Origin of the sequence: Pseudomonas flexibilis, assembly GCF_000802425.1 — a bacterium.
GTDB lineage: Bacteria > Pseudomonadota > Gammaproteobacteria > Pseudomonadales > Pseudomonadaceae > Serpens > Serpens flexibilis.
In genome coordinates this window covers 1-12,797 of the sequence record NZ_JRUD01000016.1, presented here as the reverse complement: position 1 = coordinate 12,797, position 12,797 = coordinate 1, and the positions used below count along the sequence as shown (strand labels likewise).

The 12,797-nt window shown below is 64.2% G+C and carries 16 protein-coding genes, 3 tRNA genes and 1 pseudogene; 4 read left to right on the top strand and 16 right to left on the bottom strand.

Annotated features, from left to right (window positions below):
• Positions 1-41: 41 nt before the first annotated feature.
• From SF06_RS11075 to SF06_RS11025, 12 genes and pseudogenes are all read right to left on the bottom strand, one after another.
• Positions 42-488, bottom strand: coding sequence for a phage virion morphogenesis protein (locus tag SF06_RS11075; RefSeq protein WP_039561426.1), 447 nt, complete (start codon positions 486-488; stop codon positions 42-44).
• A complete protein-coding gene (locus tag SF06_RS11070) occupies positions 485-973 on the bottom strand; it encodes a phage tail protein (protein WP_039561424.1) in 489 nt (162 codons plus the stop codon). Before SF06_RS11070 ends, SF06_RS11075 begins: the two co-directional genes overlap by 4 nt.
• Positions 970-1,233: an Rz1-like lysis system protein LysC gene (gene lysC / locus SF06_RS18745; RefSeq protein WP_039561423.1), complete on the bottom strand. Its 264-nt coding sequence runs from the start codon at positions 1,231-1,233 to the stop codon at positions 970-972. Before lysC ends, SF06_RS11070 begins: the two co-directional genes overlap by 4 nt.
• Positions 1,154-1,504, bottom strand: a pseudogene (locus tag SF06_RS17740) (Rz-like lysis system protein LysB); the annotation flags it as partial. The gene lysC and the pseudogene SF06_RS17740, both read right to left, overlap by 80 nt.
• Positions 1,501-1,716, bottom strand: coding sequence for a hypothetical protein (locus SF06_RS11060; protein ID WP_039561421.1), 216 nt, complete (start codon positions 1,714-1,716; stop codon positions 1,501-1,503). The gene SF06_RS11060 and the pseudogene SF06_RS17740, both read right to left, overlap by 4 nt.
• A complete protein-coding gene (locus tag SF06_RS11055; RefSeq protein WP_039561419.1) occupies positions 1,713-2,528 on the bottom strand; it encodes an N-acetylmuramidase domain-containing protein in 816 nt (271 codons plus the stop codon). The genes SF06_RS11060 and SF06_RS11055 overlap by 4 nt, the downstream gene beginning before the upstream one ends.
• Positions 2,525-2,839: a phage holin, lambda family gene (locus tag SF06_RS11050; protein WP_039561557.1), complete on the bottom strand. Its 315-nt coding sequence runs from the start codon at positions 2,837-2,839 to the stop codon at positions 2,525-2,527. The genes SF06_RS11055 and SF06_RS11050 overlap by 4 nt, the downstream gene beginning before the upstream one ends.
• 39 nt (positions 2,840-2,878) lie before the next feature.
• Entirely contained in the window at positions 2,879-3,088 is a 210-nt protein-coding gene (locus SF06_RS11045) for a tail protein X (protein ID WP_039561418.1), read from the bottom strand.
• Positions 3,088-3,549 carry a head completion/stabilization protein gene (locus SF06_RS11040; RefSeq protein ID WP_039561415.1) on the bottom strand — a complete coding sequence of 154 codons (462 nt, stop codon included), beginning with the start codon at positions 3,547-3,549 and terminating at the stop codon, positions 3,088-3,090. Before SF06_RS11040 ends, SF06_RS11045 begins: the two co-directional genes overlap by 1 nt.
• 98 nt (positions 3,550-3,647) lie before the next feature.
• On the bottom strand, positions 3,648-4,361 hold the full coding sequence (gene gpM, locus SF06_RS11035; RefSeq protein WP_039561413.1) for a phage terminase small subunit: 714 nt from the start codon (positions 4,359-4,361) through the stop codon (positions 3,648-3,650).
• A gap of 2 nt (positions 4,362-4,363) precedes the next feature.
• On the bottom strand, positions 4,364-5,374 hold the full coding sequence (locus tag SF06_RS11030) for a phage major capsid protein, P2 family (protein ID WP_039561410.1): 1,011 nt from the start codon (positions 5,372-5,374) through the stop codon (positions 4,364-4,366).
• 27 nt (positions 5,375-5,401) lie between these two features.
• Positions 5,402-6,223 (bottom strand): GPO family capsid scaffolding protein, encoded by an 822-nt coding sequence (locus tag SF06_RS11025; protein ID WP_039561408.1) that lies wholly within the window; start codon positions 6,221-6,223, stop codon positions 5,402-5,404.
• A 154-nt stretch (positions 6,224-6,377) separates the two neighbouring features.
• Here SF06_RS11025 and SF06_RS11020 point away from each other — a divergent pair, with 154 nt between their 5' ends.
• Both SF06_RS11020 and SF06_RS11015 read left to right on the top strand, forming a co-directional pair.
• Entirely contained in the window at positions 6,378-8,138 is a 1,761-nt protein-coding gene (locus tag SF06_RS11020) for a terminase ATPase subunit family protein (protein ID WP_039561406.1), read from the top strand.
• Positions 8,138-9,136 carry a phage portal protein gene (locus SF06_RS11015; protein WP_052199788.1) on the top strand — a complete coding sequence of 333 codons (999 nt, stop codon included), beginning with the start codon at positions 8,138-8,140 and terminating at the stop codon, positions 9,134-9,136. The genes SF06_RS11020 and SF06_RS11015 overlap by 1 nt, the downstream gene beginning before the upstream one ends.
• Before the next feature lie 42 nt (positions 9,137-9,178).
• Here the strand turns inward: SF06_RS11015 and SF06_RS11010 are convergent, their stop codons facing one another.
• The 4 genes from SF06_RS11010 to SF06_RS10995 all read right to left on the bottom strand — a co-directional run bounded on the left by SF06_RS11010 (position 9,179) and on the right by SF06_RS10995 (position 10,599).
• Positions 9,179-9,565 carry a DUF2513 domain-containing protein gene (locus SF06_RS11010; RefSeq protein WP_039561403.1) on the bottom strand — a complete coding sequence of 129 codons (387 nt, stop codon included), beginning with the start codon at positions 9,563-9,565 and terminating at the stop codon, positions 9,179-9,181.
• Between the two features lie 713 nt (positions 9,566-10,278).
• Positions 10,279-10,363 (bottom strand) — tRNA-Leu (locus tag SF06_RS11005).
• 49 nt (positions 10,364-10,412) lie between these two features.
• Positions 10,413-10,488: transfer RNA gene (locus SF06_RS11000), tRNA-His, on the bottom strand.
• 34 nt (positions 10,489-10,522) lie between these two features.
• Positions 10,523-10,599: transfer RNA gene (locus tag SF06_RS10995), tRNA-Arg, on the bottom strand.
• A gap of 272 nt (positions 10,600-10,871) precedes the next feature.
• Here SF06_RS10995 and folD point away from each other — a divergent pair.
• Together folD and SF06_RS10985 are read left to right on the top strand one after the other, a co-directional pair.
• Positions 10,872-11,726, top strand: coding sequence for a bifunctional methylenetetrahydrofolate dehydrogenase/methenyltetrahydrofolate cyclohydrolase FolD (gene folD, locus SF06_RS10990; protein WP_027590377.1), 855 nt, complete (start codon positions 10,872-10,874; stop codon positions 11,724-11,726).
• 122 nt (positions 11,727-11,848) lie between these two features.
• Positions 11,849-12,736 carry a Dyp-type peroxidase gene (locus tag SF06_RS10985; protein ID WP_039561400.1) on the top strand — a complete coding sequence of 296 codons (888 nt, stop codon included), beginning with the start codon at positions 11,849-11,851 and terminating at the stop codon, positions 12,734-12,736.
• Positions 12,737-12,797 lie beyond the last annotated feature (61 nt).

Genomic DNA, 12,797 nt, shown 5'->3' with positions numbered 1-12,797 from the left:
CGCGCGCAGGGCGCACGGGCCGGGGGTTGTAGCGGCGGGGTTTACAACGCGAGGTGGTGCAGCAGGCGGTCTCGGATCATTTCCAGCTCGGCCTCGGTGAAGCCCAGCAGTTCGCGACGGGCGTAGCGGATCTCGGGGCCGTTGCGCTCCGGCCGATCCGTCAGGCCGTGCTGGTGGGTGTGGGCGATGCGCCCGGCGCGGCCAGTGATGACAAGGGCGATGCTGTCGGCGTCGCTCTGCAGCTTGAGGTGCTTGGCCTGGCGCAGCTTGGCGAACATCTTGATGCGGCCTTGTCGGCGCAGGTTCTTGCGAGGCTTGCGCGGTGCGTAGGCGCTGCCGTCCGGGTTCTGCTGGGCGGCGATGCGCTGCTGCTGGCTGCGGCGCAGCTCGCGGGCGAGGGTCTGGTTCAGCTTGCGCCGCTCGGTGGGCTGGAGCTTGGCCAGCAGCGCGCCGGCCCAGTCTTCCAGGGCGTTGAGGTTGTCGCTCATGCCGGGGCCTCGGGGCTGTCCCAGTCTGCCAGCGGCTCGCCGTTGGCGATCAGTTGCCAGTGCCTGGCTTCAAGGTAGGGCTCGGGTTGCGGCTCGTCCGGGTGGGTGACCTGCAGGGTGCCGTCGGCCTGCTTCTTGACGATGACGCGCTCGGTCAGCGGCAGGGTGATGGACAGGTCCACTGACTTGTTCGACAGGATCTCGGCCTCGAACTTGATCGAGCCGTTGGCCTTGTCCAGGTTCTCCAGCAGCTCGCGCTGGTGAGTACCCACCCAGGCCAGCAGCGGGATCATCACCGCGTCCGGGTGACCGGGGAAGTCGGTCAGCACCACGTTGAGGTCGTACTGGTATTCGAACGACAGCCCCGGCGCGGCGGTGCAGCGCAGCGAGCCGTTGTCCAGAAACACCAGCAGGCTGTCCTTGCGATGACGCAGCTGGGGGATGGCGGCCTCCAGATGGGCCCGCAGCGATCCGGTCTTGTTCATCGGGCGGCTTCCTTGGGCTGAGCAGCGATCACCGCGTCGACCTTGGCCGCGCACTCGGCCCAGGCCAGTTCCAGGGTGTCGGCGTCCTGGAGCAGTGCGCCGTTACTGCCCGGTGCCGTCGCCGGCAGCACGCACGGCGTCACGGCGGGACAGCCAGTCACGATAAGCGTCGGCGCCGGTGAGGGCGGGGCGCTCGCGCAGCCGGCGAGCAGCAAGAGGCAAAGGCTGGTCAGCCCAGCGGCGCAGGTCTTCGTTCTCACGTTTCAGCTCCTCGATGTCGCGCTGGCGGGCGGCCAGCAGGGTGCGCAGCTCGGTGGTGCGGGTTTGCAGTTGGGCCTGGGTGTTGCGCTCGGTGGCGAGCGTGGCGGCCAGGGTGTCGGCGTTGGCCTGGTGCTGCGCGGCGGTTTGCTCGGCCTGTTCGGCGCGCTCGACGGCGAGTTCCTTGCCGGACTGAGCGGCGTCGATGCGGGTTTGCTGATGCCAGATCAGCAGGGCCAGCGCGGCAACCAGGGCGAGCAGCCAGCGGGTCATTTGCGGTACCAGCCGGCGGCGTTCATTTCGGCTTCGGGGATCACCGAAATATCACAGTTCACCAACAGGAAGCGCTTGCCGTCATGTGCCGCTTTCAGCGCTTCGCCAAAGCGCAGAATTTCCTCGTGTGGAGTGTCTGCAGGGAGGACGAGCACATCGCCATCGCGCGGGCGGATCTGGCTCACGTCGAGGAACCACCGGGGTGCCGTCATGCGACCTCCTTTACCTGCTCGCTGAACTGCTCGAACGCCCGAGCCAGCTTCACGTCGTACAAATTGCGGGCATAGGCCGGGCCGTTGTAGCGGCGGGCGAACTCGGCCCACTTGCGGGCCTTGAGGGCCTTGTGCAGCGCTGGGTCGGCTTCGATGAAGCGCACGAACGCTTCCAGCTGTTCGGCCTCGTTGCGGGCCATGCGCTCGGTGAAGGCCTCGGCGCTGTCGTAGCCCAGCGCCTTCCAGTGGTAGCCCATCACCTGGAACAGACCCCAACTGGCGGATTCCAGGGCGGCGGTGTCGTGCAGCAGGCGGGCATTGGCCAGGCGCTGATGCTCGGCGGTGTCGCCGACGTAGCCGCCTGGCCGGCGACTCACCAGGCCGGGGTGGCGTGCCGCCAGGGCGTCCGCCTCGGCTTCGCTCAGGCCGTTGGCCTGCAGGCGTTCGTGCATCACGTGCCGCTCGAACAGGATCACCGGCCGGCCATTGGCGGCGAAGCCTTCGCCGCGACTTTCCACGGCATTCAGGGCCATGACGCTGGCCAGCGGCACGCCCAGGCGGTCGGCGGCGCGTCGCAGGTCGCGCTGGCTGAGTAGGCGGCTGGTGTCGGCGCCGTTCAGGGCGAGCCGTGTTTTCGGCCCTACCACGCCATCGGCCACCAGACCGGCGCGTTGCTGGAAGGCACGCACCGCCTTTTCGGTGGCGTCGCCGAAATGGCCGTCCGGGTACAGGCGCGGCGAGGCGCCCAGTTCGTTGAGGCGTTTTTGCAGCTGCAGCACGGCCAGGCTGCGGTCGTCGAGGCGCAGGGTCATAGCGAGTCCACCTTGCGATCCAGCAGGCGCTTGGCAGCGGCACGGCTGGCCTCGACACCGAACAGACCGACCATGCAGGCGAGAAAGACCCCCGCCTGCGGCGGTGCCCCGATCAGCGACGGCCCATAGCTGACGCCGACGCCAAGCAGGCCGCACAGCGGGGCTTCCAGGGCGTACTGCCGGAACTTGCCTCCGGTATAGATGTTCCGCCACACAGCGATCAGGAAGGCGAGCCCGCCCGCGTAAAGGCCTGGAAAGTTGTTTTCCAGCCAGGCGGCGAAGAACCCCCAGGTTTCAGGACGGTCAGGCATGTTGTTCATCTCGTTGGCCCTCGGGGAGGGGGTGGTCGGTCAGTCCCATAGGTTCACCACGTCGCGCTGGCTGGCCTGGGTGGCCACGGCGGGCATCCGGACCGGCGTGCCGATGGGCAGCACCGGCCCGAGGCTGGCCAGCCCGGGGTTGGCCTCCAGCACCTGCTCGACCACGCCGGCCGTGCGGCCGTAGTACCGCCAGCAGATCGCGTCGAGGGTGTCGCCCTGGGTGGCCCGGATCGTGTCCATCAGATGAGTTCCACCGTGCTGTGGGTGATGCCCAGCAGGTCGCGGATCGCGTAGCGGGCGTCGCGGCGGTACTCGTCGATGCTGGGGGTGAGCGCATCGGCGCGCTGGTTGCCGGCAGCGGTGGCGTCATAGCTGCGGAACCGCTCGGCCAGCTCGGCGCCGGCGGTGCAGTACACGGCGCGGCGATACAGGTGGACCAGCCCGCTCAGGCCCTGCAGCTGGGCGGACGGCACGTCCTCCAGCGTCTGGTAGCCCTGGGTCCGATACTCGGCCTGCAGCTGGCTCAGCTCCCGGTTCACGGAAAGCACGGCATTGACGGCGGCCATCGCCAGGCGCTCGTCGCTGACGGTGCCGTCCATGCGCAGGGAGGCGCGCAGGTGGTCGGTCTGGATGTCCGGCCAGAAGCCGTCGTTGGTCAGGGTGAAGGCCTCGGCGGTGCCGGTGGCGATAAATCCGCTCATCAATGCCTCGGAATCAGGTCGGCGGTGGTCGGGGCTTCACAGCGAAGGAATCAACCTGCTGATCCGCCCCGAGCCGCCGGGGTCGCGGGGACGCTCGGTTATGCCTCGGTGGTGACCGTGGCGTGTTTCTTGAGGAGGCGCGTGGCGCGCTCCAGGTCTTTCTTGCCGCCGCAGTTTTCGTGCAGCTCGATGGCGCGCAGCACGTGGGAGTGGGCAGCGTTCAGCTGGATCAGTTGCTCAAAGGTTGGAGACTCGTCCGGGACTAGACCCAGCAGCACGCGGGCGAGGGCCAGGTGCAGCTTGGCGCGCGCCTGGTCGGGCATGTCCTGCTCACGGGTGAGCTCCTCGGTCTGCTCCAGCACGGCCAGCTCGAAGGGCTGGCCGAGCTTGAGCGCCTTGAGCGCGGCCTCGGCGATTTCCTCGGCAACCAGGGTGCCGGGCGTACGCGCGAAGCGATCCGGCATCGGCAGCTTGTGCTCCAGGACGTAGCGGGCGAGGGGCAAAGCGCTGTGCCAGTCGCCGATGTCGAAGCACCAGACCATCAGGGTGGCCAGTACCTCGTCCTGGGCGCCGACGCCGGCCGAAAGCACGCCGTCGATATACGGGGCGTAGTGCGGGACCAGTTGCCGCTTGAGCTCGATCTTGCCCTCGGTCGATTGGATCTGTTTCAGACGGTGGCGGTCCTGGTGCAGCTGGGCCAGCTGCAGCTCGTAGGACGTCGCACCCGCCATGGAGGTGGCCGGCGCAGCGGCGGCGGCCTCCTGGGCCGCGCGTTTGCGCAGCTGGTTACGTTGGGCGAGGGTCAGGCTCATGGTCAGACGGCCTCGATGTTCTCGACCAGGGCGACGGCGCCGAAGTCCTCGACGACATAGGCGTCGTTGCTGGACTGGTAGTCGGCGATGCGGTCGTATTCCGGCTCGTCCTTCAGGTGGCGGCGGCGGGCGCCTTCCTGCCAGTAGATGGACAGGTTCTTCAGGAAGGTGACCAGCACGGTGCCTTCGGGGAAGAACGGGGCATCAACCACCGGCAGGCCGCCGAGGCGGGCGCGGCTGACCACTTCCTGCGCAGCATTCTCTTCCTGGTTGGAAGCGGCGCCTTTCTCCACGGCCTTGAGCAGCTTCTCGTGCATCAGGTCGCGGCTGACCAGCACCACCAGGTCCGGGCGGGTGCGGTGCCACGGATCGAGCATCTGCACGGCGTCGAACACCAGGCCGTCCAGGGTCTTGTAGTCGCCAGTGGCGCCGACGGTGACCTTGCCGGAACCTTCCACGCCCTCATTGAGTACGCGGTCCACTGCCTTGGTGCGGATCTTCTGCAGCCAGCCGATGTTCACGTCCTGGAGCATTGGGTTGGCGGCGCGATCGGTGGCGGCGGCGGCGCTGACGCCGTTGAAGCCAATCATGATCCGGTCCAGGGCCTGACGCTGGATGATGGCGTTGGTCAGACGCACCTGGAAGTCGGGGAACTTGGCCCAGGCGTCCAGCAGCGAGTACGGGAACGAGGTGTCGAAGTTGGTCTGCTTGCAGGCGTAGTCGTCTTTGGCCAGCGCGCTGCGATCGGTCGGGGTGCGACGGTTGCCGGCGGCGGTGTTGGTGCGGCCAGCAACCGGGCCGTTTACGCCCAGCAGCAGCGCTTCGCCGTCCTTTTCGATGACGCCGATCAGGTTGATGCGCCCCAGGAAGTCGGTGGACTCCTGCATGGCGGTTTCCAGAGTCTGCTGCACCGACGGGGTGACGTTGAATTTCTCGGTCGCGCTGGCCACGCCGTTGAGCAGGGCGATCTGCGCGGCCAGGGCGGTAAAGGCAAGGCGGGTTTCGTTACGCATGGGAATCTCTCTCCTGTGGCGCGCCGATCAGAACTGGGTCTTGATCTGGCCGTCGCCGCCGGCCACCGGCGGGCGCTGTTGTTGGCTGTGGTCGTGGGTTTTGCCGAGGGTTTCTTTGAGGGAGGCCAGGTCACCCGACAGCGTGGACAGTTGGGTTTCCAGCCTCTGGCGGGCGGTCTTCTCGGCGTTCAGCGCTTCGGCTTGCTCGGCCGAGTGCTTGGCGATGGCTTCCAGGGTCTCGGCCAGCTCGCCGAACTGCTCGTCGGTCTGCTTGCCCTTGCCCAGCAGCTCGCTGACCTTCTTGAACAGGCCGGCGACCTTGGACGGGGTGTCGTCCACTTCCTCGAACTCGAGTTCGGTTTCCTCGGCAGCGGTGAACAGGTTGTCCGCGTGCAGCTTGCGATTGGCCAGGGTGCCTTTCTGGGCGCTGAACTCCAGGGCCTCGGTGCCCAGGCTGGCCGGGCTGTCGGTCACGGCCAGGCCGACCAGGTAGGCCTTGCCGGTCTTGGCGAAGTTGGGCTGCACCTCGATGGAGGTGTAGATCTTCTGGCCCCGCTTGTTCAGGGCGATCAGCGCTTCAGTGGGCTCGATCTGGGCGAACAGGGCCAGCTTCTTCTCGCCGGCGATGTCGACTTCCTTGGCTTCCAGGGAAAGCACGTCGCCATAGCTGCCGAACACGGAGTCCGGGGCCAGGCCCTTGATGTGTTCGCAGTTCAGACGGGCGCCATAGGTGTTGCGGTTGTAGGTGGCGGCCATGTCCTCGATCCAGCTGCGCTGGATCTCGCGACCGTCCGTGGTCGCGCCTTCGACGGCGACGCGGAACAGCTTGGAGCGGAATTTCTTGCTCATCGGTGGATGTCCTCAATCCGGTCTGCGGGTGTGCAGTGGGTTGAGGGCATGGTCGGCAGGCGCGCGATGAGCGGCAACGACGGCGGGTTGTAGGCGTGTGCGTTACAACGCCCAGTGCTAGGGCGGTTCGCGCGCGGGCGGCAGCATCGCCGCCATGACTGAGACCGTAGCAATCCCCATCCGCGATAACCGCCGGCAGGCCAAGTTCCTGTACTGGACGGGTTGGCGCATCACCGACATTGCCGACTTCCTGGGCGAGCCCGAGAAGACCGTCCATTCCTGGAAGGGCCGGGACGAATGGGACCGGGCCGATACCCTAGAACGAATTGGCGGCGCCCTGGAAGCCCGGCTGGTGCAACTGCTGCTCAAGGACCCGAAGACCGGCAGCGACTTCAAGGAAATCGATCTGCTGCACCGCCAGCTGGAGCGCCAGGCGCGCATCCAGCGCTACCAGGGCGGCGGCACCGAAACCGACCTGAACCCGAACATCGCCGCGCGCAACGAGGGGCCGAAGAAGCAGCCCAAGCGTAACGAGTTCAGCGAGGAGGACATCGAGAAGCTGCAGGAGGCGTTTCTCGATACCTGCTTCGACTACCAGAAGGACTGGTACCGGGCGGGCAATCAGCGCACGCGCATGATCCTGAAGTCGCGCCAGATCGGCGCCACGTACTACTTCGCCCGCGAGGCGCTGCTTGATGCGGCGATCACCGGGCGTAACCAGATCTTCCTCTCGGCCAGCAAGGCGCAGGCGCACCAGTTCAAGAACTACATGCAGGACATGGCGCGCGAGGTCCTGGACCGCCAGCTGACCGGCGACCCGATCATCCTGGCCAACGGCGCCGAGCTGCACTTTCTGGGCACCAACTACCGCACCGCCCAGGGGCGGTCGGGAAACTTCTACTTCGACGAATTCTTCTGGACCCACAAGTTCGAGGAGCTGAACAAGGTCGCCTCGGGCATGGCGCTGCACAAGAAGTGGCGCAAGACCTACTTTTCGACCCCCTCCAGCAAGGGGCACGAGGCCTACAAGTGGTGGACTGGCGAGCGGCTGAACAAGGGCAAGCCGAGCGCCCAGCACATCAAGCTGGATGTCAGCCACGACGCCCTGAGCCAGGGGCGGCTGTGCGACGACAAGATCTGGCGACAGATCGTGACCATCCTCGACGCCGAGGCCCGCGGCTGCGACCTGTTCAACCTGGACGAGCTGCGCTTCGAGTACAACGCCGAACAGTGGGCCAACCTGCTGATGTGCGAGTTCGTCGACGACGGCGCGAGCATCTTCCCGCTGACGCTGCTGCAGCCCTGCATGATCGACAGCTGGGAGGCCTGGGCCGAGGACTACAAGCCGTTCGCGCAGCGCCCGTTCGGTGATCGTGCGGTGTGGATCGGCTATGACCCGGCCGAGTCCGGCGACAGCGCCGGCCTGGTGGTGGTCGCGCCGCCGATGGTGCCCGGCGGCAAGTTCCGCATTATCGAGCGGCACCAGTTCAGGGGAATGGATTTCGCCGCCCAGGCCGGGTTCATCCGCCAGATGACCCAGCGCTTCTGGGTGACCTACATCGGCATCGACACCACCGGCATGGGCACCGGCGTCGCCCAGCTGGTGCGTCAATTCTTCCCCGGCCTGACCACCTTCAGCTACTCGCCCGAGGTGAAGACGCGCCTGGTGATGAAGACCTGGGACGTGATCAGGAGCGGCCGCCTGGAGTTCGATGCCGGCTGGACCGACATGGCCTCCAGCCTGATGGCCATCCGCAAGACCATGACGGCCAGCGGCCGCCAGATGACCTATACCGCCGGGCGCACCGACGAGACCGGCCACGCCGACCTCGCCTGGGCGCTCATGCACGCCCTGCACAACGAGCCGCTGGAGGGCCGCACCGCCCAGAACAGCAGCTTCATGGAGATTTATTGATGAGCACTGAAACCGCTGCGGCGCAGCCCGGCATCGAGGCCTTCACCTTCGGCGACCCGGTGCCGGTGCTCGATGGCCGCGAGATCCTCGACTACCTGGAGTGCTGGCAGAACGGCCGCTGGTACGAACCGCCGCTGTCGCTTGACGGCCTGGCCAAGTCCACCCGGGCCAGCGTCTACCTGCAGAGCGGCATCGGCTTCAAGCGCAACATGCTGGAGCGCACCTTCATCCCGCACAAGCTGCTGAACCGTGCCGCGTTCGGGCAATTCGCCCTGGACTGGCTGTGGTGTGGCAACACCTACCTGGAGAAGCGCCGCAACATGCTCGGCCAGGCGCTGGGCCTGCTGCCGCCGCTGGCCAAGTACATGCGGGTGGGTACCGAGCCGGGTGAGTACTTCCAGGTGCGCGGCTGGAAGGATGAACACGAGTTTGAGCGCGGCACCGTGCTGCACCTGCGCGAGGCCGACATCAACCAGGAGATCTACGGCCTGCCGGAGTGGCTGGCGGCCCTGCAGAGCGCGCTGCTCAACGAGTCGGCGACCCTGTTCCGGCGTAAGTACTACCAGAACGGGTCACATGCGGGGTTCATCCTCTACATGACCGACGCCGCGCAGAACGAGGGCGACGTTGCCGCGCTACGCACCGCGCTGAAGAACGCCAAGGGGCCAGGCAACTTCCGCAACCTGTTCATGTACGCCCCGGGCGGCAAGAAAGACGGCATCCAATTGCTGCCGGTGAGCGAGGTGGCGGCCAAGGACGAGTTCGGCAGCATCAAGAACATCAGCCGCGACGACCTGCTGGCCGCGCTGCGCATCCCGCCGCAACTGATGGGCATCGTCCCGCAGAACGCCGGCGGCTTCGGCAGCCTGCGCGAGGCGGCCGAGGTGTGGGCCATCAACGAACTCGAACCCATCCAGGCACGCCTGCAGCAGGTGAACGATTGGCTGGGGGAGGAGGTGGTCAGGTTCAGGCCGTTCGAGCTGCCGGCCAAGGGTTGAGCCAGACCCGGAAACGAAAAAGCCGCCTCAAGGGCGGCTTTTTTATAACTGCACATCGCAGAGGTCAGCGGCCTTCTTTCGAATGTAGCCTTTCGCTAAATCTCGCAAGAGATCCAGGCTCCAACCGCCAGCGGCAAGCGCACCTTCTCTGGTCCGTCTCCAAACCTCCTCGTCACGGACGGCATCAACAAAATCATGACCGCGCCAAGTTAGGCGCTTGAACATGAAGTCGTTATCCAGGTTCCCAGAGCCGCCTTGGTCAATTAGACCCGCTTCCACCATCAGCTCAAGGTGGTACGCCGCCTGCTTATCGTCGAACCCTTCGATCGCAAGATCCGAGTAGTCCAGGAAGGTGAAGGGTTCATCGTCAAGCTCCACCTCCTCAAGCTTCAAGAGCAGCAATCGGATAAGGTTCATGTCTCGTTTCATATGGACCTCCATTTCGTCTTGCCACGCTACCAAGCGGGCCCCGGCGCGCGCAATCGTCCCCCCGCCACGCCTGCGGGCTTAATGTGTCGCTTTTTCTGCACCCCTGCGGGCAGGCGTGAGCCGCGCTAATGCTGGTGGGTTGAGGAGGTTTGGCGGTGCCGATTTCCCTGCGAATCCCTGCACGGTGGGGTGGTTTAGCGGTACAGGGGGAGTGGGGCAGGGGAGCGAGGATTGGGTGGGGGGATGCTGGAGAGGTAATTTCAGTTAGCACCACCCCAAGCCGTGGCTGTAACCCGCATGAACACTGGGTTAGGGCAATTACCTTGGATGGTGATTTTAGGTAAGGGTAAAGGTTAGGTTTTCTCAAGCCCTTGATTTACAAGGCTTCCAGCTTCTTGGGTGGCAACCTGAAAAAAGGTAATCAGATAACCATTACCTAACCGTTTCCTAACCTTGGCTGGAACGACCGCAGCCCAAGCGCAGCAAGGGTTTCAGCGGGCCGGTCTCCGGACATAACCGAAATTACCCCAGATTGAGGGGTCAACATAAAACGGCGGAAACCCCAGCCGGCCGCCCCGGATGACCTGATCCGTGCGCTTTCTCTGGGAACACTCTGGGAACAAAACAGAGAGTGAAACAGACGCTCGCGCCTGGATGACATCCGCTGAAAGCCTTGAGCCGCGCGGCTTTGCGGAGGAGGGGAGCTTGAGAGATGGTGCGGACGGAGAGACTCGAACTCTCACACCTTGCGGCGCCAGAACCTAAATCTGGTGTGTCTACCAATTTCACCACGTCCGCGTGGTTGAAACGAAAACGCCAGACTCAGGGTCTGGCGTTTTCTCGAATATGGGGTGGACGATGGGAATCGAACCCACGACACCAGGAGCCACAATCCTGTGCTCTACCAACTGAGCTACGCCCACCATATTGCGTTTGCTTGTGCCAAAGCTGCCTTTATGGCGCACCCGGCAGGACTCGAACCTGCGACCATCCGCTTAGAAGGCGGATGCTCTATCCAGCTGAGCTACGGGCGCCTATTTCTGCTATCTCGAAAGAGCGCAAATGTTGGCTTTGATTGCAGTTAGCCTTTGGTGAGGCTTGCTGCCTTCATGCCCAGCGACTAGCTGTGCTCGACAAGCGGGGCGTATGTTATTCATGTCGCCATACCTCGTCAACAGATTTTTTAAAAAAATCCTGTGAGATAAATGGGTTACGTCTGTCTGGCCTTCGCTGCTTTTGCCTTCGGGGGCTGGCGTGCGAGAATGCGCGCCTTCTATTTACCCTTTGTGATGGTTGACCAAGCGTAATGACCGCTCAATTGATCGACGGCAAGGCGATTGCCGCCCGTCTCCGCCAGCAGATCGCCCAACGGGTTGTCGAACGTCGTCAGCAGGGGCTGCGCGCACCTGGTCTGGCTGTGATCCTGGTGGGCTCTGATCCTGCGTCCCAGGTTTATGTGGCGCACAAGCGCAAGGATTGTGTCGAGGTCGGTTTCGAGTCCCGTGCCTACGACCTGCCGGAAACGACCAGTCAGGAAGAGCTGCTGGCATTGATCGACCAGCTAAACGCAGATCCTGCAATTGACGGCATCCTGGTGCAGCTGCCTCTGCCGAAGCATCTGGATGCGTCCCGGTTGCTGGAGCGTATCCGTCCTGACAAGGATGTGGATGGTTTCCATCCTTACAATGTGGGTCGCCTTGCGCAGCGGATTCCATTGCTGCGCCCTTGCACGCCGAAAGGCATCATGACGCTGCTGTCCGAGACAGGCGTCGATCTGCACGGCCTGGATGCCGTGGTGGTTGGGGCATCCAATATCGTTGGGCGTCCCATGGCGCTTGAGCTGTTGCTGGCTGGATGTACCGTTACGGTCACCCATCGCTTCACCAGGAATCTGGAGGAGCACGTCAGTCGTGCCGACTTGGTGGTGGTTGCCACGGGGATCACTGGATTGGTGAAGGGGCACTGGATCAAGCCGGGTGCCATCGTCATCGATGTAGGTATCAATCGCCAGCCGGACGGGCGTTTGGTTGGTGATGTCGAGTTTGAGGCGGCCAGCAAGCGTGCCGGTTGGATTACGCCGGTTCCCGGCGGGGTGGGTCCTATGACCCGTGCCTGCCTGCTGGAAAATACGCTTCATGCGGCGGACAAGTTGCACGCTTGAGCCTGTGTCACGAGAACGGCACCCTGCGGGGTGCCGTTTTTATTGGTGTGCTAGTGAGACAAGTGCCGCCCGTGTGCCCAGTCGTAGTGCTTGGGCTGCCCGATGCCATTGCAGGAGAGTTTATGAATCGTTGTCAGCCGGCCATCCTCGAAGCGCCGGTCCCTTTGCAAGCTCGCCATTTGTTCTTCTCGTTGCGTTCGCCGGATGAGTTGCGTGGGGCTCTGGATCGCCTTGTGCCATGGGTAGATGGCCGGGCTGTGGTGGTAGGGCTGGGGCAGTCTCTTGTGACGGCGATGGGGTGCTGTGTTTCGGGGCTTCGTGAGTTCCCGGCCTTCGAGGGTTCGCTCGTTGAGGTTCCTGTCACTCAGTTTGCGCTGTGGTGCTGGTTGCGGGGGAGTGATCGCGGCGAGCTGCTGCACTTGTCCCGGCGATTGGAGGTGGCGTTATCCCCTGCGCTGACTCTTGATCACGCTGTTGAGGCCTTTCGCCATCAGGCGGGTCATGATCTGACGGGCTATGAAGATGGCACTGAAAACCCGCTTGGCGAGGCGGCAGTCAAGGCGGCGATTGTTGTCGACGGTGAAGATGGGGAGCTGGGTGGTAGTTTTGCCGTCATCCAGCGGTGGGTTCATGATCTCGACTATTTCGAAAGTCTCCCTGGTTCTGAGCAGGACGACATTTTCGGGCGTCGCAAAAGTGATAACGAAGAGCTGGATGAGGCTCCGGAGTCGGCGCATGTGAGGCGGACGGCTCAGGAGAGCTTCGCACCGGAGGCGTTTATGGTGCGTCGCTCCATGCCGTGGGTCGAGGGGGCGCGGGCGGGGTTGATGTTTTTGTGCTTCGGACGGAGTTTTGATGCATTTGAGGTGCAAATGCGCCGGATGGCGGGAGTCGATGACGGGATTGTGGATGCGCTTTATCGTTTCAGTCGACCGGTAAGTGGCGGTTATTATTGGTGCCCGCCGCTGCGTGAGGGTGTGCTCGATCTGTCCGGGGTACGGGTTGGTTGAAGTTATATAAAAGAAACCTTGACCTTTGGCTGAGGCTCCTTATAATGCGCCCCACTTCCAG